Source organism: Peptostreptococcaceae bacterium (assembly GCA_016649995.1).
Classification (GTDB): domain Bacteria; phylum Bacillota; class Clostridia; order Peptostreptococcales; family BM714; genus BM714.
Genome location: JAENWJ010000035.1, coordinates 1 through 17302 on the forward strand (window position 1 = coordinate 1; position 17302 = coordinate 17302).

Here is a 17302-nt window from a genome sequence, read left to right on the forward strand (position 1 = left end):
ACCAATTGACGTCCCTATAGCACTAAATAGCTTGAAGTTATAACCTTTTATGTGTGCAGGCGCGACACATCCCTCCAACCCGGAAGCATTGGCTGTAACGCTTATTGAATCCGCACCTTCGACTTTCATGGTCGGATAATTATTGTCTGGGGCGGTGCGATCGTACAGGACTGCCACTCCGGAAGTCAATTCATTTGTCGTTGTCTCAATTATATTCCCCGACTCATCGACATAACTATAGGCAACTTCGAAATCCAAATATCCCCCATCAGACATGTTATTAGTTTCAATTCTCCACTTTGTAGTGTTCCTTAGATTTGTGGCTTTGAACGCGCCTATTGTAACCGCACTAACATTTACGGAACCAGTCGTTTGCACATCAATATAAATATAATCTTCCCATTTAGCATAAATCGGATTTGCATTGCTTGAATACATCTCGCAACCTATATACGGTTCTGCTGCGTAAGCAGAATAATTTCCAATCGAAACGCCCGCAAATATGAGACAAATGCACAAAATCAACGAAAGCATTCTTTTCAAATTCCCCACCCCCTTTTTTTTGCATCTGTGTTTATTTATATGAAAATAAGCATAACCACTTTAAGTATTCTACACAAGTATGCCTTTTCCTTCCATATTGAAAATATTATGGCTCTTAAGGGTCAAAAAAACAACTTCCCTCGCGGAAAGTTGTCTATTGCCAACTGGCAAATTCTGTATGAAGTCAAAAATGTCTGTCCCTTTTTAGTTCTTTTTTGAGCCGATTAGTAGCGGCGATTTCTGCGCCGTGGATTGCTCATCATGCTTTTTTCAAGAACTTTCAGGTGGTTGAGTGACATCCCTGTGCCTTTTGCTACGCAGGATATGGGATCATCTGCCACATAAACGGGAATCCCTGTGCGTTTTTCTATAAGTTTATTGAGACCATAAAGGAGGGCTCCTCCTCCGGTCATGACTATTCCCTTTGTACTTATGTCCGCTGCAAGCTCGGGTGGTGTTTTTTCGAGCACCGAGTGCACTGCCTCCGCAATAAGGTTTATCGGGTCTGCGAGGGCCTCAAGCATTTCGTCCGCGGTTACGCTGATTGTTTTGGGAAGACCGGTTATGAGGTCTCGTCCGCGACAATCCATTTTTATCGATTCTTTTCTTGGATAGGCTGTGCCTATGTTTACTTTCAGATCTTCTGCTGTGCGCTCCCCAAGTAGTATATTGTGGGTCTTGCGCATGTATTTGATTATTGCGTCATCAAATTTGTCGCCGGCGACTTTTATTGAATTGGATACTACTATGCCTCCAAGCGATATTACAGCTATGTCTGTCGTGCCGCCGCCAATGTCTATGATCATGTTTCCGTCGGCGGTTGTTATGTCTAGTCCCGCTCCTATTGCTCCAGCGATTGGTTCTTCTATTAGGTATGTCTTTCCTCCGCCGGCCTCTGTGGTTGCGTCAATAACGGCACGTTTCTCAACGCCGGTTACTCCGCTGGGTACACAAACGATGATTTTGGGCCTGAAAATACGGCTTTTACCACAGGTTTTCTTGATGAAATACCTGAGCATTCTCTCTGTTATTTCGTAGTCGGATATTACTCCGTCCTTTAGCGGCCTAATGGCCTGTATGTTTCCGGGGGTTCTTCCGAGCATTTTTCGAGCCTCTACTCCGACAGCGAGAATCTCATTGGTCTGAGTATCTATGGAAACTACTGAAGGTTCCTGGAGTACTATTCCCTTATCCTTTATATAAACAAGTACGCTGGCAGTCCCCAAATCTATTCCTATTTCCATTCCAAAACCAAACATACCCTACCTCCTGTTGATTTGTCTATTATAACTCTCGATATAATGTATTTTGCCTATCGCCTTAAAAACACCTGTAGCACTTTTTCTACTCGACTGTCTTTATTTTTGCCCCAAGGGCCCTTAGCTTTCCGTCGATGTTGACGTATCCCCTTAGTATGTGGTAGATTTCGTCGATTTCGGTTGTGCCTTCCGCTATCAGCCCGGCAAGTATTAGTGCCGCACCCGCACGCAAGTCGGTTGCTTTTACCTGGGCGCCCTGAAGGCCTTTTACTCCTTGGACTACTGCGCTATGTCCCTCTATCTTGATGTTTGCGCCCATTCTATTGAGCTCGCTGACATGCATGAACCTGTTCTCAAATACGCTCTCAATTATTACGCTGGTTCCCTCTGCAACTGTCAGCAGGGCCATGCACTGTGCCTGCATGTCTGTAGGGAAGCCGGGATATGGAAGTGTCTTTATGTCCATGGACCGGAGGTCCTCGGATGCGTTAACCCTTATGGAATCTTCATACTCGGTTATTTGAACGCCGGTCTCCTTCAGCTTTGCAATTATCGGCTTAAGATGCTCCGGCAGAACGTTTGCAACTAAAATGTCGCCTCTTGTGATTGCGGCGGCAACCATGAATGTTCCGGCCTCTATTCGGTCGGGGATAATTGCATGCCTTGTTCCGTATAGTTTTTCCACTCCGTCGATACGGATTGTGTCTGTGCCGGCGCCTCGAATTTTGCCGCCCATCTTGTTAAGGAAGTTTGCCAGATCGATTATTTCCGGCTCCTCTGCGGCATTCTCAATGATTGTCTGCCCCTCTGCCATTGCTGCGGCCATCATTATGTTCTCTGTGGCCCCTACGCTTGGGAAGTCAAGATATATTCTGTCCCCCACAAGACGCTCGGCTCTGGCCTCTACATATCCGTGGCCCAAATCTATCTCCGCGCCAAGTGCTTTGAAGCCCTTAAGATGCAAATCAATCGGCCTTGCTCCTATTGCGCAGCCTCCCGGCATTGAAACCCTTGCCACGCCTTTCATTGCAAGAAGCGGACCCATAACAAGGAATGACGCCCTCATTTTCTTTATCAGTTCGTATGGAGCTTCCTGCTGCTTTATTTCAACCGGTATGACCTCAATGGACTCCGGACCTATTTCATTTATTACGAAATCAAAGGATTTCAATACGTCCTTCATGACGTTGACGTCCATAAGACCAGGAACATCGTCTATGATGCATGGCTCTGTAGCCAAAAGAGTGGCAGCCATTACGGGTAATACCGCATTCTTGGCTCCGCTAATTCTAACTGTGCCTTTGAGTGGTTCGCTTTTCTCAACAATAAATTTAGGCAATTCTCATCCTCCTCAAGACCAGTTACTCAATGTACCGGTTCATTATATTACTATGATATCACAGCTAACAATTATTATACAACATTTGCATAGTATTTGCACACTCTTTACTTTATTGTAACCCAATATTTTTTCAACGAAATGGGGACGGGGGCTATATCGTCGATTTTCGACGATATAGCCCCCGTCCCCATTTCGTTGATTCTATTTCTTTTTGCCACTCTCTTCAACAAGTTTAATTCTGTTGAAGGCCTTTTTGATGGCCAGTTCTGCTCGTGCGATATCGATTTTCTCGTTGCGTTTGTCAAGACGTTGCTGCGCACGCTCCAAGGCGTTTTCTGCACGGTTCACATCAATCTCGTCTGCCCACTCTGCGCAGTCGGTTATGATTGTGGTTTTGTCCGTACCGATTGTAACGAATCCCCCGGCTGTTGAGGCCGATTGGATTTTACCGTTCGCCTTGATTCTCAGAATCCCGATGTCGAGAGGAACGACTGAAGGCATGTGCTCGTTAAGGATTCCCATTTCTCCGGTTATAGTTTTGACGATTACCATTTCAGCGTCGTCGTCATAAAACATCCGGTAGGGAGTCACTATTTCCAAATGGAAATTGTTTGCCATGTGTTCACCTCCGCGTTAACGAAGCGTCAAATCAGGCTTAGCTTGCAGCTTTGGCCTTTTCGACGGCTTCTTCTATTGTGCCGACATAAAGGAATGCCGATTCCGGGATATCGTCATGCTTGCCTTCGAGTATTTCTTTGAAGCCTCGGATGGTGTCTTTGATTGTTACGTATTTTCCGGGCTGGTTTGTGAAGGCTTCGGCAACCGAGAACGGCTGCGAAAGGAATCTTTGGATTTTACGAGCTCTTGCAACGGTGATTTTGTCCTCGTCTGAAAGCTCATCCATTCCCAGTATGGCGATGATGTCCTGGAGTTCTTTGTATCTTTGAAGTATTTCCTGAACTCTTCTGGCAACGGCGTAGTGCTCTTCCCCTACTATGTTGGGGTCGAGTATTCTTGACGATGAATCCAGCGGATCTACTGCCGGGTATATTCCCAGGTTGGATATGTCACGGGATAGAACTGTTGTGGCGTCCAGATGTGAGAATGTAGTGGCCGGAGCCGGGTCTGTCAGGTCGTCGGCAGGCACGTAAACGGCTTGAACCGATGTGATTGATCCGGCTTTTGTGGATGTTATCCTCTCTTGGAGGGTACCCATGTCCGTAGCTAGCGTCGGCTGGTATCCAACGGCACTAGGCATACGTCCCAGAAGGGCTGAAACCTCCGAGCCCGCTTGTGTGAATCTGAATATGTTATCGATGAAAAGCAGAACGTCTTTTCCCTCTACGTCACGGAAATACTCGGCCATGGTAAGGCCTGTCAGTCCAACTCTCATTCTGGCGCCGGGAGGCTCGTTCATCTGTCCGAATACCATTGCCATTTTGTCGATGACTCCTGAATCGGTCATTTCATGGTAGAGGTCATTCCCCTCACGGGTACGCTCTCCAACTCCTGCGAATACTGAAAGTCCTCCGTGCTCTTTTGCGATGTTGTTAATAAGTTCCTGGATGAGAACTGTTTTTCCAACGCCGGCTCCTCCGAAGAGGCCGATTTTTCCGCCTTTTGCGTATGGGCAAACCAGGTCTACAACCTTTATGCCTGTCTCGAATATCTCAGTGGATGTTTCTTGTTCATCGAAGGCCGGGGCCTTTCTGTGAATTGGAAGCATCGTTTCTCTGGATACGTCTTCTTTATTGTCGACCACTTCTCCAAGAACGTTGAAGAGTCTTCCGAGTGTTGCCCTGCCGACAGGCACTGTTATTGGAGCGCCTGTGTCGACTGCTCTAGCCCCTCTAACCAATCCGTCTGTAGAGGCCATGGCTACACATCTGACTGTATTGTCGCCTATGTGTTGGAAGGCTTCGGAAAATATTCTCCTGTCGCCCTGCTCAACAACGACGGCATTTAGTATTTTAGGCAGTTGTCCGGATTCGAACCGAACGTCTAGTACGGCTCCGATTATCTGTACAACTTTTCCTACATTTTTCTCCATTGAACGTTTCAACTCCTTTCGGATTTATTTTAGCTAAGCGCCTCAGTAGCACCGACTATTTCGGTGATTTCCTGGGTTATTGCCGCCTGACGGGCCCTGTTGAAGGAAAGCGTCAAACTTTCGAGCATATCTTCCGCGTTGTCGGTAGCGTTTTCCATTGCCACCCTCCTGGATCCCTGTTCGGATGCCGATGACTCGACAAGCGCACCGTATATGGTGGACTGCACGAATTTCGGTATGACGTAATCCAGAACCACTTGGTGGGACGGTTCGTAGTCGACATAGATGAATTCTTCATCCGCATCGTCTTTTTCATCGCCCTTGGGCACAGGCAATAGTTGTACTATTTTAGGCGTCTGGCTTAATGTACTCACGAATTGGGTGTAGACAAGCTTTACAGAGTCTACCTCTCCCGATTCAAAAAGTTCTATCGCCTTGTTCCCTATTTCAATTGCGTCTACATATTGAGGCTTCTCGGAGATTCCTGTGTAGGATTCCATTATTTCGTATTCTCTGTTTCCGAAAAAACTCTTTGCCTTGTTTCCGATTGCCAAAAGAGATATTTCCTTTTTGTCAATGGGAAGGTTGATCACCATTTTCATGGCATTTATGTTGTATCCTCCGCAAAGCCCACGGTCCGCCGTAATCACTATGTAGAGGGTCTTTTTAACGTCTCTCTCGGTGACATATACATGTTCCAAATCCTTCGATTTCGAGAAAATATCCTCGATGGTCTTCCGGATTGTGTCAAAGTACGGCTTCGTCTTATCCAACCTGTCTCTTGATCTCTTCAGCTTTGCTGTAGATACCAGCTCCATGGCCTGGGTGATTTGCTGGGTGTTCTTTATGCTTTTTATTTTGCGCTTAATGTCTTGAGCTCCTATTCCTGCCAATGTTCTGTTTCACCTCTCTTTCTTTTCCGCTTTTCAGCGGAACAAGGTTATCTGCGAATTACACCTCGTATTCGAAGGTCTTAAGGAATGCTTCAATCGCTGATTTGAGACCATCTTCCATCTCGTCAGTCAGGACACCTTTAGCTTTGATGTCTTTACCGATTTCCGCATGCTGTTCCTCCATGTATTTCAGGAACTCTGTTTCGCAACGGGCAAACACGCTGACTGGAACATCCATCAGATATTTGTTTACTACGGCGTAGATTATCATTACCTGGTCCTCGACGGACATAGGCGAGTATTGTTTCTGTTTCAAGATCTCCATGAGTCTTTCACCGTGAGCAAGACGCATTTGAGTGTCTTTGTCCAGGTCGGATCCAAACTGTGAGAACGCTGCGAGCTCTCTGTACTGAGCAAGCTCCAGCTTTATTTTTCCTGCAACCTTCTTCATGGCTTTTATCTGCGCGTCTCCGCCAACCCGTGAAACGGATACACCGGCGTTTACGGCAGGCCTTTGGCCATTGTTGAAGAGTTCTTCTTCCAGGTATATTTGACCGTCTGTGATGGATATAACATTGGTCGGTATATATGCCGAAACGTCTCCGGCCTGGGTCTCGATTATGGGAAGGGCTGTTATTGATCCTCCGCCAAGTTCGTCGTTAAGTTTTGCTGCACGCTCAAGGAGTTTCGAGTGAAGATAGAAAACGTCTCCCGGGTATGCTTCGCGGCCCGGCGGTCTTCTAAGAAGAAGGGACATTGCTCGATACGCAACAGCATGCTTGGAAAGGTCATCGTATACTATTAGTACGTCTTTTCCTTCCCACATGAATTCCTCAGCCATCGCAACGCCGGAATAAGGCGCCATGTACTGAAGCGGAGCACTCTCAGAAGCAGAGGCTGCAACGACTATTGTATAGTCCATTGATCCGTAGCTTTCGAGTTTCTCTACTATTTGCGCAACTGTAGATGACTTTTGACCTATTGCAACATATATGCAGATTACGTTTTCATGCTTTTGATTGATGATTGCGTCAATGGCTATTGCTGTCTTTCCTGTTTGTCTATCGCCGATGATGAGCTCACGTTGGCCTCTTCCGATTGGAATCATTGAGTCAATTGACTTGATGCCGGTCTGCAAAGGTTGGTGAACGGATTTCCTGGCGATTACGCCCGGCGCAACCTGTTCAACAGGTCTTGTTTTATCGGTCTTGATGGGTCCCTTTCCGTCTATAGGTTGTCCCAACGGATTTACTACACGTCCTATCATGGCTTCCCCAACAGGAACTTCCATGATTCTGCCTGTAGTCTTAACTATGTCGCCTTCGACTATGTCGCCTTCGGCGCCCAGAAGAACACACCCTACATTGTCTTCTTCAAGGTTGAGCGCCAACCCGTATACCTCTCCCGGAAATTCCAGGAGCTCCCCGGCCATGCACTTCTCAAGGCCGTGGATTCTGGCAATTCCGTCTCCGATTTGGATAACGGTTCCGACATCTTCTACTTGAAGCTTGTTGTCATATTTCTTTATCTGTGCTTTTATCACAGAGCTTATTTCTTCAGGTCTAAGGTTCATGCCTCACATCACCCCTTCTATACTTAGACTACGAGTCTTGCCAGGTCCTCTTTCACGTTTTCGAGTCTGCTCTTTAAAGAACCGTCTAATACGCGATCTCCTATGCGAACCGTGACGCCGCCCAGAATTGTTTTATCTATCTTGCCGGTCATTTCTATGATTTTGCCTGTGAGTGTTTCGAGTTTTTCCGTGATAAGCTTCATGTTCTCATCGGAAAGAGGCACTGCAGAAACGATTGTCGCCTTTTCAATGCCTTTGTGTTTATAAACTCGAGCCTCATAGGCCTTTGTTATTGCCGCAATTTCTTTTCCTCTTTGCTTGTCTATTACTATTTTGAGGAAGTTAAGCACTTCCTGGTTGATTTTTCCACTGAAAACATTTTCGATTATGTCTTTCTTTTCCTCTATGCTTATCTGCGGCGTTTTGAACAATTCAAAGAATTCGGGGTATTCATCAAACGAATCTACTACTCCGTTCAAATCCTCCATAAACAAGTCGATTTTATCGACCTCGACGGCCACGTCGAACAATGCTTCCGAATAGGTTGCTGCTACTAGTTTTGCCATTTAGCATCCCCTACCTCATCTATAAATTGCTTGACATAGCTTTCATGTGCCTCCGAATCCAAATCCTTCTCGACAACCTTGGAAGCCGCCATAATGGCGATTGTCACAATATCGTCCTTGAGTGAGTTTATTGCTTTTTCCTTTTCTCGCTCAATTTCGATTTGGGCTCTCTTCTTTATGCTGTCCGAATCATCTTCAGCGATTTTGATTATCTCCGCCGCATGCTTGTCGGCTCTCATTGAGGCATCTCTTATTATCTGTCTGCCTTCGTCTTCTGAGGCTTTTATTTTCGTTTCATACTGCGCCTTCAGCTCGTTAGCTGCCTCTGTCATGCCTTCCGCTTCCTCTACCTGAGAGGAAATGCCGTCCGTTCTGGACTGCATGAATTTAGTGACAGGCTTGAACAGAAGCTTTTTCAGAATCAGGTATAAGATTATGGTGTTTATGATCTGGAACGCAAAGGTCCAGTTTACTTCTACTAATCCAGTTCTCATGTTCCCGTTTGCCCCCTTTCATGCGTTTAAAATCCCTTGACTATTACACTTGGACTATTTAAGCTCTTATACTAAAAGTCCGATAAGGGGATTTGCAAACAGCAAAATCAGGGCAACGATGAGACCGTAGATACCTGTTGTTTCTGCAACAGCGGCTCCGAGAAGCATTGTTCGAACGATGTCGCCTTGCGCTTCCGGCTGTCTTCCTACACTCTCAGCCCCTTTGCCTGCTGCGTAACCCTGGCCGATTCCAGGTCCGATGCCGGCTATCATTGCAAGCCCGGCCCCTATTGCAGAGCAAGCCAATACTAATTCTCTACCAGTAATAGCTTCCATTTATATTTCCTCCTCTTCCTGTCCCCTGTACGGGGCGGTATATTTCAAGATTTATTCTTCTATCTAAACTAAGCTCAGCAGCGGATTCGCAAACAGCAGCACTAATGAAATAATCAGTGCGTATATGCCTGTGGTCTGCGCTACGGCTTGTCCAAGGAACATTGTACGAACTATTGCCGATTGGTACTGAGGCCTTTTTCCTACTGCCTCGGTGCCCTTGCCTGCAGCGTAGCCCTGTCCGATTCCTGGGCCTACACCCGCTATCATCGAAAAACCTGCACCGATTGCCGACGCAGCTATTACAACTACCGAACCGGTCTGACCGACCAGCGGATTTCCGAAGAGCAATATCAGCGCAACTACCAAGGCCAATATACCGCTTGTTTCGGCAACGGCTGCCCCTAAGAGCATTACCATTGTTGTTACGCGCCCAGACTTAGGATTAATTCCCACGGCTTCAGCGCCTTTTCCTGCAGCATAACCCTGTCCCACTCCAGGCCCGATACCCGCTATCATTGCGAGCCCGGCTCCTATTGCTGAGCATCCAAGGATTACCGCTAGGTTGTTTACATCTGTTCCGCCTTCGGCCAATTCGACCAAGGGATTTCCAAACAATAGTACCAGCGAAACGATAAGCGCATATATGCCTGTCGTCTGTGCTACAGCCTGTCCGAGGAACATTGTTCTTACTATGCTCGACTGCCTGTCCGGATGCTTGGCAACGGCTTCGGTGCCTTTGCCTGCAGCGTAGCCCTGTCCGATTCCCGGGCCTACGCCCGCAATCATTGAAAGACCGGCGCCTATTGCAGATGCCGATATTACAAGAACGGAACCTGCATCATCCACCAAGGGATTTCCGTAGAGCAGTATAAGTGCAACTACCAAGGCCAATATACCGCTTGTCTCGGCTACTGCCGCTCCAAGAAGCATGACCATAGTAGAAACACGGCCTGCCTCGGGATTAATTCCCACGGCTTCAGCGCCTTTTCCTGCCGCATAGCCCTGCCCGACTCCGGGCCCTATTCCAGCTATCATGGCAAAACCTGCCGCTATTGCCGAGGCTCCAAGAACCATGGCCAAATTGTTTACTGCCACCCCACCTGCAGATATTGCTGCAAGAGGATTACCAAACATAAGTACAAGGGTGACAATCAATGCGTAAATGCCGGTCGTCTGTGCGACGGCCTGTCCCAGAAACATGGTTCGGATGATGCTCGACTGCCTGTCCGGATGGTCAGCTACGGCTTCCGTCCCTTTGCCAGCGGCATAACCCTGCCCAATGCCGGGGCCTACTCCTGCGATCATCGATAAGCCTGCGCCTATAGCCGATGCGGCTATTACCAAGGCGGAACCCTCGGCATCCACAAGGGGATTTCCGAAGAGAAATATCATTGCTATTACTAGTGACAATATGCCGCTTGTTTCTGCAACGGCTGCTCCTAGAAGCATTACCATTGTGCTGTTCTTGGCATTATCAGGATTCTTTGCTACGGCTTCCGCGCCTTTTCCGGCTGCGTAGCCCTGTCCGACCCCAGGTCCGATTCCCGCTATCATAGCGAATCCGGCTCCTATTGCCGAAGCGCCAAGAATCAAAGCTCTTCGGTCAAAGGTCATCAACCAATTTAAGAAATTCATAATACTATTGGAAGTCTCCACTCTTTCACCTCCATCTCTCCATTTTTAACTGCAAAACAAGTGAATCTTTCAGTATTTTCTTTCCCCATATATATTGAAACTAAATGCTGGTCATAGCTGATTATTAATCCATGGCCATTGATACGAAAACCATCGACAGCATCACAAATATGAACGACTGAAGAACTCCTGCAAATAAGTCGAAATAAATGTGGAGCGGTGCCGGTATTCCTGTTTCAAAAATTGGTATGGGAAGGCCTATTTTTGCGCTAAGTGCAGCAAGTGCACTGTAAAGCAAACTCATTATTATGAGTCCTCCCACGATGTTTCCGAAAAGACGGAAACCCAAAGAAATTGGTGTAGCCAGCTCGCCGATAATGTTAAGTGGCGTTAATGCCACAAACGGTTCGGTAAAGCCCTTTAAGTATTTTCCCACACCCTTCGATTTCATTCCGAAGCCATGAATCATGACAAAGGTCATCATCGCAAGGCTAAGCGTAGTGTTTACATCAGCGGTCGGAGGTCTGAATCCGACCAATCCCAACAGATTAGCAATGGTAAGATAGATAAGAAGCGTTCCCATGTAAGGAGCAAAACCCACCTTGTCGTCACCCATGGATTGCTTAGTTAAACCGTAAATCGCATCAACCAAAGTTTCAAGTGCATTCTGAAACTTGCCCGGAATCTTATTAAAATTCTTGGTGGCAAAATATGAAAAAACGGTTAAAGCAATCATTATCAGCCATGTGTTGGTAACAGTCTCCGTAATTGGTATTCCGCCAATTTCGAAGATTATCCTTGGTCCAAAACCTGCATCCACTATTCGTCCCCCTTTCTATTTGTATATTTTTGTTGACTGTCTCTATTATTAAACAGGTTCGTCGCCAGGACAACAAACTTGATCAATAGCAATCCTATGATGGTTCCAATTACATTTATGTAGTCTGCTTTTATCGATACAAAAAGCACGATGATCATTGTTATGTACCTAATGAAATATTTAAGTGCCGTAAAGGTCTTGGCCTTGTCCATTCTCATCCGGACGGCTCTCTCTAGTGTCCTTGCGAGATCCACAAAGTTAAGAATGCCTATGAGCCCACCAAAAACAAGCCCTAGCGCAAACGCAAGCGGCTCCTTCAGAAAGAATATCGAAATCCCTCCCATAATCGCAATGGCTGTTAGTGTCCACTTTATAGTTGTTGCCTGAATATCGCTAGTATATGACATAAGTCTACTTATCCTTCTTTCTGTAGCCTTTCATAACCATCTTATATACGTTCAAGAAAGCGACCACCACTCCCAAGATGATGAATGTAAGCATAAAAATGCTCGTTGTTCCCATTTTTTCATCTATAAACTTGCCGATGAAAAGCCCTCCAAGAATCGGAATAATCATGGAAACCCCTATCTGAGTTAAAAAGACCAAATTTTCATACATTTTAAATTTGGAACCGGCCATAAAATCACACTCGCAATCACTATTAATTTTATAATATTCCATGCCAATATACAAGTATATTAAAGCAGATATGTTATAAATTTCACAAGAATTCTACTCAAATTTCACTTTTGTCACACAATTCCGAACAAAGAACTTAAATAAAGCAATAGCAATGGTCCGCGTAGCCTTGTATACAATGTACTTGTGTCTATTGTTATGAATATTCAGATATTCATTGCTGTAAAACTCGATTTTTATTGTCATAATTTCGACAATAAAACTACTGCGCTATTTGGTTTCATTGCCGAAAGTGGAATGCTTGGTTGCCTATCTTTCGCATTAAAGTAAAACTGCAGTGTTTTTTCTTTTCAGCTTTTGAAATACTCCAGTATTGACTCAAGTATTCTTCCCGAAGCCTTGCCGTCTCCGTATGGATTAACAGCCTTTGACATTTTGCCATAGGCTTCTTTGCTAGACAGAAGCTCCATTGCCATCTCAAAAATCGTTTCTTCTTCAACACCGGCCATTTTCACTGTACCGGCCGCAACTGCTTCGGGGCGCTCGGTTTCTGTGCGAAGCACAAGCACGGGCTTTCCTAGGGCTGGCGCTTCCTCCTGTATCCCTCCAGAATCGGTTAAAACAAGGTAGGCCATGTTTATAAGGTTGGCAAATGGCTCATAATCGAGCGGTTCTATGAGATGGATGCGCTCGTGGTCCCCAAGTATGGGAATCGCAAGGCTCCTGACCTTTGGATTGAGATGGAGCGGGAATACAACTTCCACCGACTCGTCCGCGTCGACTATACGCCTAACGGCTCTGAAGATATTTTTCATTGGCTCCCCAATATTTTCACGCCTGTGGGATGTTAAAAGAACAATCTTTCTGTCTTTTCCTATTGAATTTAATACCTCTTCATCGAATTCATATTCTTCATCTATCACAGACATCAGGGCGTCTATGACCGTGTTTCCCGTGACGCTTATGATTCTATCGTCTATTCCCTCGCGCAAAAGGTTTTTTCTGTTTCCCTCCGTCGGCGAAAAATGAATGTCGGCAAGGCGGCCCGTAAGAGATCGGTTCATTTCCTCGGGATACGGCGACAGTTTGTTTCCGCTTCTAAGGCCTGCCTCGACATGGCCTATTGCGGTGCCCGAATAGAAGGCTGCAAGCGAGGCTGAAAATGTTGTGGTTGTATCCCCATGAACCAGTATCATATCAGGCTTTTCTTTTAGCAAAATTTCCTCTATTCCCTTTACAACCCTGCATGTTATGTCCGAAAGGGTCTGTCCGCTTTTCATTATGTCTAGGTCGTAGTCCGGCTCTATGCCGAAAAGCTCAAGGACTTGGTCAAGCATTTCCCTGTGCTGCGCCGTAACGCAAACCTTGGCGTCTATCTGCCGGCAAGCAGCCAATTCTTTTACTACCGGCGCCATCTTGATTGCCTCCGGCCTTGTTCCGAAAACAGAGATTATTTTAAGCATGTTTAGCTCCTTTAATAGTTGGCAGTAGGCAGCGAGCAGCGGGCAGTAAGTGCAAAGACTCAATGCAAATGATTGAAAGCAAAATCAGTTTTCAGCGGGCAGTTAGCCGTTGGCAATAGACAGTGAGCAGTAGATGCAAAACCTAGTGCAAAAGCAAAGTACTAAAAACCAACTGCACGCTTTTTTTACCGTTCTGTCTCTTGTCTTATTCTTTTACTGCAAACTGCATGCTGCTCACTTTTTTTGCTGTTCTTATTTACCTCTTTTGCTCTTCAATCTTTTACTGCATGCTGCATGCTGCTCACTTTTTTTGCTGTTCTTATTTACCTCTTTTGCTCTTCAATCTTTTACTGCATGCTGCATGCTGCTCACTTTTTTTGCTGTTCTTACACACTTATATATTATATTACTATTTACCACGCTTTTGAAGGTTATTACGCAAGATATGGTTTTGAAATATAAAAACCCGATCATCTATATATAATCAGGTTTTTTCTTTGTTCTTCTTTATTCGATTTTATTTTTTCCCCGCTCTTGCCTGTTCCATCATGACGGGAATCATTGCAATAACCAATGTGGCCGCAATGATCGCAAAGCCGCTTATATATTCGCTATTCATAAGGAGTACTGCGCTTATACCCAGCATCAGACTAATTCCATACATTAGCAGCACCGCCCGCTTTTGGCAGAGTCCGGCAGAAAGCAACTTATGGTGCAGGTGTCCCTTGTCGGCCTCCATTATTGATCGACCTCCAATAATCCTTCTTAAGATAGCAAGGGTTGTATCCATTATGGGAAGTCCCATTGCCAATATGGGCAATACCATTGTAAGGGCTGTCGCTCCTTTTATTGTTCCTTGTATTGAAATGGCGGACAATACAAACCCGAGAAAAAGGCTCCCCGTGTCTCCCATAAATATCCTTGCAGGGTTAAAGTTGAAAGGAAGGAATCCCACGCAGCATCCTGCGAGGATTAGTGTCACAAGTGCCATTTCATACCTTCCATTTACAAATGCGATATATGAAAGTGTAGTGGCTGAGATTGTAGAAATGCCGGCCGCCAAGCCGTCCAGTCCGTCTATGAGGTTGAATGTGTTGGTTATGCCGACAACCCAGAATACCGTAATCGGAATGCTTAGGTTTCCAAGATATATGAGCCCTTCGGATTCGAAGAAGTTTGTGAAGAAGTCTATTTTAACACCAAAATGCACCAGTACAAGCGCCGCTAAAATCTGTACCAGGAGCTTAACCTTTGCTGAAACTCCCCTTATGTCGTCCACTATTCCTACGCCAACAATCATGGTTGAACCAATTATTATGCCCATGGTCATGTCATCCATTCCCGCAAAAATAACAAGGGTCGCAACAAAAGCCAAATAAATGGCCAAACCTCCCATTCTAGGAATGGGGCTAGTGTGGACCCTGCGGTCGTCCTTGGGCACATCCATGGCTCCAACTTTTCGGGCCAGTTTCTCTGCCATGGGCGTCATTATGAATGTTAGTATGGCCGCAATAATAATCGGCAAAATGTATATTTCCATGGTTTGAACCCCTAAAAGTAGAAAGTAGAAAGTAGAAAGTAGAAAGTAGAAACAAAAACAAATGCAAATACAAATGCTCTTTAAGTGGAACGTAGTAAGTAGAAAGTGGAAAGTAAAAACAAATACAAATACAAATGCTCTTTAAGTGGAACGTAGTAAGTAGAAAGTGGAAAGTAAAAACAAATACAAAATACAAATGCTCTTTAAGTGGAACGTAGAACGCGGAACGTAGAACTTAGAACGTTAAAAGCAAAGCATAAACACTAAGAGCATAGTACCTAGAGATAAAAACTATTCTTATTGTTTGTCTTTAGTCTTTAATCTTTAATCTTTAATCTTTAATCTTTAATCTTTTGTCTTCCTCTTTCCTCTTTCCACTTTCTACTTTCTACTGTTTTTTCTTTCTACTGTTTTTTCTTTCTACTGTTTTTTCTTTCCTCTTTCCACTTGCTACTTGCTACTGTTTTTTCTTTCATTCTATCACTCGAATTTTTTTTTGCAATGACGGTCAAACCTTTGTCAACAAAGTTTAATCTTGGTAGTTCACAAGTTCTATGCCGGCTTCCTCAAGTATGGACATTGACAGCTCGTCGGGATAGTTTCCCTTGAATACTATTTTTACTATGCCCGCATTGACTATCATCTTTGCACAGAGGGAGCAGGGCTGAAGTGTGACATAAATAGTTCCGCCATTTATGCTTATTCCGTGATATGCCGCCTGTATAATGGCGTTTTGTTCCGCGTGCAAGGCCCGGCAAAGCTCATGCCTCTCGCCCGAAGGTATGTTCATCTGCTCCCTGAGGCAGCCCCCCAGCTCCAGGCAGTGGCGCATTCCGATCGGCGCACCGTTGTATCCCGTAGTCAATATTCTTTTGTCCTTGACGATTACAGCGCCGACCTGCCGCCTAAGACAAGTGGAGCGTGTCTTGATAAGTTCGGCTATATCCATGAAATATTGATTCCAGTCAGGGCGCATAAAAAAACCTCCGGTTTAAGTGGAACGTAGAACGTAGTAAGTGGAACGTAATAAGTGGAACGTAGAACGTAGAAAGTAGTAAGTTAAAAACAAAGCATAAACACTCAGAGCATAGTACATAGAGATAAAAACTATTCTTAATTGTTTGTCTTTAGTCTTTAATCTTTAATCTTTAGTCTTTAATCTTTAATCTTTAGTCTTTAATCTTTAGTCTTTAATCTTTGCACTTATCTCTAATCTTTCTGCTTTCCACTTTCTACTTTCTACTTTCTACTGCTTTTTCTTTCTACTGCTTTTTCTTTCTACTGTTTTTTCTTTCTGCTTTCCACTTGCTACTTTCTACTGCTTTTTCTATTTGGTTCCATACAATCTGTCGCCTGCATCTCCGAGGCCCGGAACTATGTATGCATGGTCGTTTAGCTTTTCATCAACCGCGGCAACATATATGTCAACATCGGGGTAGGCTTCTATTACGGCCTTCATGCCTTCCGGTGCAGCTATGAGGCAGCAAAGCTTAATGTTTTGAACGCCTCTGTCCTTAATGAACCCTATTGCAGCTATTGCCGATCCGCCCGTTGCGAGCATGGGGTCAACAACTATGATGTCTCGCTCCGTTACATCAGCGGGCATCTTGCAATAGTATTCAACAGGCTCGAGTGTCTCGGGATCCCTGTAGAGTCCTATGTGTCCTACCTTGGCAGCAGGTATGAGCAAAAGGAATCCATCAACCATTCCAAGACCCGCTCTAAGTATCGGAACTATCCCAACCTTTCGGCCGGCAATTATTTTACCCTTTGTCTTGCAGATAGGCGTCTCGATTTCAACCTCTTTGAGGGGTATATCACGGGTAGCCTCATAGGCTATCAGTGTAGACATTTCCTTTACAAGCTCGCGGAATTCCTTTGCCCCCGTGTTGATGTCCCTAAGATACGTCAGCTTGTGCTGAATGAGCGGATGATTCATTACATGTACTTTACCCATTGAAAACCTCCTGTTTGTTAAGTTGTAAGTAGAAAGTGGAAAGTGGAAAGGAAAAGATAAGTACTAAAGATTCGATGCCTTAGAAGCGCAAACCCAAACTCTTATAGTTGTCTAATGTGCATTAAATACATGAATACAAGAGATTGATACAAGTTTCAAATTGCACATGCTGCTTTATCTTTTGCATTTATC

Annotated in this window: 18 protein-coding genes and 1 pseudogene; all 19 read right to left on the bottom strand. The window is 45.1% G+C overall.

Annotated elements, in window-relative coordinates:
* A partial coding sequence (locus JJE29_06670) for a hypothetical protein (GenBank protein MBK5252298.1) occupies positions 1-543 on the bottom strand: 543 nt, incomplete at its 3' end.
* Positions 544-767: 224 nt separating this feature from the next.
* Positions 768-1802 carry a rod shape-determining protein gene (locus tag JJE29_06675; GenBank protein MBK5252299.1) on the bottom strand — a complete coding sequence of 345 codons (1035 nt, stop codon included), beginning with the start codon at positions 1800-1802 and terminating at the stop codon, positions 768-770.
* An 85-nt stretch (positions 1803-1887) separates the two neighbouring features.
* A complete protein-coding gene (murA, locus tag JJE29_06680) occupies positions 1888-3141 on the bottom strand; it encodes a UDP-N-acetylglucosamine 1-carboxyvinyltransferase (GenBank protein ID MBK5252300.1) in 1254 nt (417 codons plus the stop codon).
* A 204-nt stretch (positions 3142-3345) separates the two neighbouring features.
* Positions 3346-3762 carry a F0F1 ATP synthase subunit epsilon gene (locus JJE29_06685; GenBank protein ID MBK5252301.1) on the bottom strand — a complete coding sequence of 139 codons (417 nt, stop codon included), beginning with the start codon at positions 3760-3762 and terminating at the stop codon, positions 3346-3348.
* A 37-nt stretch (positions 3763-3799) separates the two neighbouring features.
* A complete protein-coding gene (gene atpD, locus JJE29_06690; GenBank protein ID MBK5252302.1) occupies positions 3800-5194 on the bottom strand; it encodes a F0F1 ATP synthase subunit beta in 1395 nt (464 codons plus the stop codon).
* Between the two features lie 29 nt (positions 5195-5223).
* Positions 5224-6087, bottom strand: coding sequence for an ATP synthase F1 subunit gamma (atpG, locus tag JJE29_06695; GenBank protein MBK5252303.1), 864 nt, complete (start codon positions 6085-6087; stop codon positions 5224-5226).
* A 58-nt stretch (positions 6088-6145) separates the two neighbouring features.
* Positions 6146-7660: a F0F1 ATP synthase subunit alpha gene (locus JJE29_06700; GenBank protein ID MBK5252304.1), complete on the bottom strand. Its 1515-nt coding sequence runs from the start codon at positions 7658-7660 to the stop codon at positions 6146-6148.
* 23 nt (positions 7661-7683) lie between these two features.
* Positions 7684-8226 (bottom strand): F0F1 ATP synthase subunit delta, encoded by a 543-nt coding sequence (locus JJE29_06705; GenBank protein MBK5252305.1) that lies wholly within the window; start codon positions 8224-8226, stop codon positions 7684-7686.
* On the bottom strand, positions 8214-8720 hold the full coding sequence (atpF, locus tag JJE29_06710) for a F0F1 ATP synthase subunit B (GenBank protein ID MBK5252306.1): 507 nt from the start codon (positions 8718-8720) through the stop codon (positions 8214-8216). Before atpF ends, JJE29_06705 begins: the two co-directional genes overlap by 13 nt.
* Before the next feature lie 66 nt (positions 8721-8786).
* Positions 8787-9056 (bottom strand): ATP synthase F0 subunit C, encoded by a 270-nt coding sequence (gene atpE / locus JJE29_06715; protein MBK5252307.1) that lies wholly within the window; start codon positions 9054-9056, stop codon positions 8787-8789.
* Between the two features lie 63 nt (positions 9057-9119).
* The gene (gene atpE / locus JJE29_06720; GenBank protein MBK5252308.1) at positions 9120-9737 is read right to left on the bottom strand and encodes an ATP synthase F0 subunit C; all 618 of its coding nucleotides are present in this window, start codon (positions 9735-9737) and stop codon (positions 9120-9122) included.
* Between the two features lie 435 nt (positions 9738-10172).
* Positions 10173-10691: pseudogene (gene atpE / locus JJE29_06725) on the bottom strand (ATP synthase F0 subunit C).
* Between the two features lie 124 nt (positions 10692-10815).
* The gene (gene atpB / locus JJE29_06730) at positions 10816-11511 is read right to left on the bottom strand and encodes a F0F1 ATP synthase subunit A (protein ID MBK5252309.1); all 696 of its coding nucleotides are present in this window, start codon (positions 11509-11511) and stop codon (positions 10816-10818) included.
* On the bottom strand, positions 11511-11918 hold the full coding sequence (locus JJE29_06735; protein MBK5252310.1) for an ATP synthase subunit I: 408 nt from the start codon (positions 11916-11918) through the stop codon (positions 11511-11513). Before JJE29_06735 ends, atpB begins: the two co-directional genes overlap by 1 nt.
* A gap of 4 nt (positions 11919-11922) precedes the next feature.
* Positions 11923-12129 carry an AtpZ/AtpI family protein gene (locus JJE29_06740; GenBank protein ID MBK5252311.1) on the bottom strand — a complete coding sequence of 69 codons (207 nt, stop codon included), beginning with the start codon at positions 12127-12129 and terminating at the stop codon, positions 11923-11925.
* Between the two features lie 371 nt (positions 12130-12500).
* Positions 12501-13613 (bottom strand): UDP-N-acetylglucosamine 2-epimerase (non-hydrolyzing), encoded by a 1113-nt coding sequence (gene wecB / locus JJE29_06745; protein ID MBK5252312.1) that lies wholly within the window; start codon positions 13611-13613, stop codon positions 12501-12503.
* Positions 13614-14130: 517 nt separating this feature from the next.
* Entirely contained in the window at positions 14131-15153 is a 1023-nt protein-coding gene (locus JJE29_06750; protein MBK5252313.1) for an undecaprenyl/decaprenyl-phosphate alpha-N-acetylglucosaminyl 1-phosphate transferase, read from the bottom strand.
* Positions 15154-15682: 529 nt separating this feature from the next.
* The gene (locus tag JJE29_06755) at positions 15683-16129 is read right to left on the bottom strand and encodes a cytidine/deoxycytidylate deaminase family protein (GenBank protein MBK5252314.1); all 447 of its coding nucleotides are present in this window, start codon (positions 16127-16129) and stop codon (positions 15683-15685) included.
* 351 nt (positions 16130-16480) lie between these two features.
* Positions 16481-17110 (bottom strand): uracil phosphoribosyltransferase, encoded by a 630-nt coding sequence (gene upp / locus JJE29_06760; GenBank protein ID MBK5252315.1) that lies wholly within the window; start codon positions 17108-17110, stop codon positions 16481-16483.
* Positions 17111-17302 lie beyond the last annotated feature (192 nt).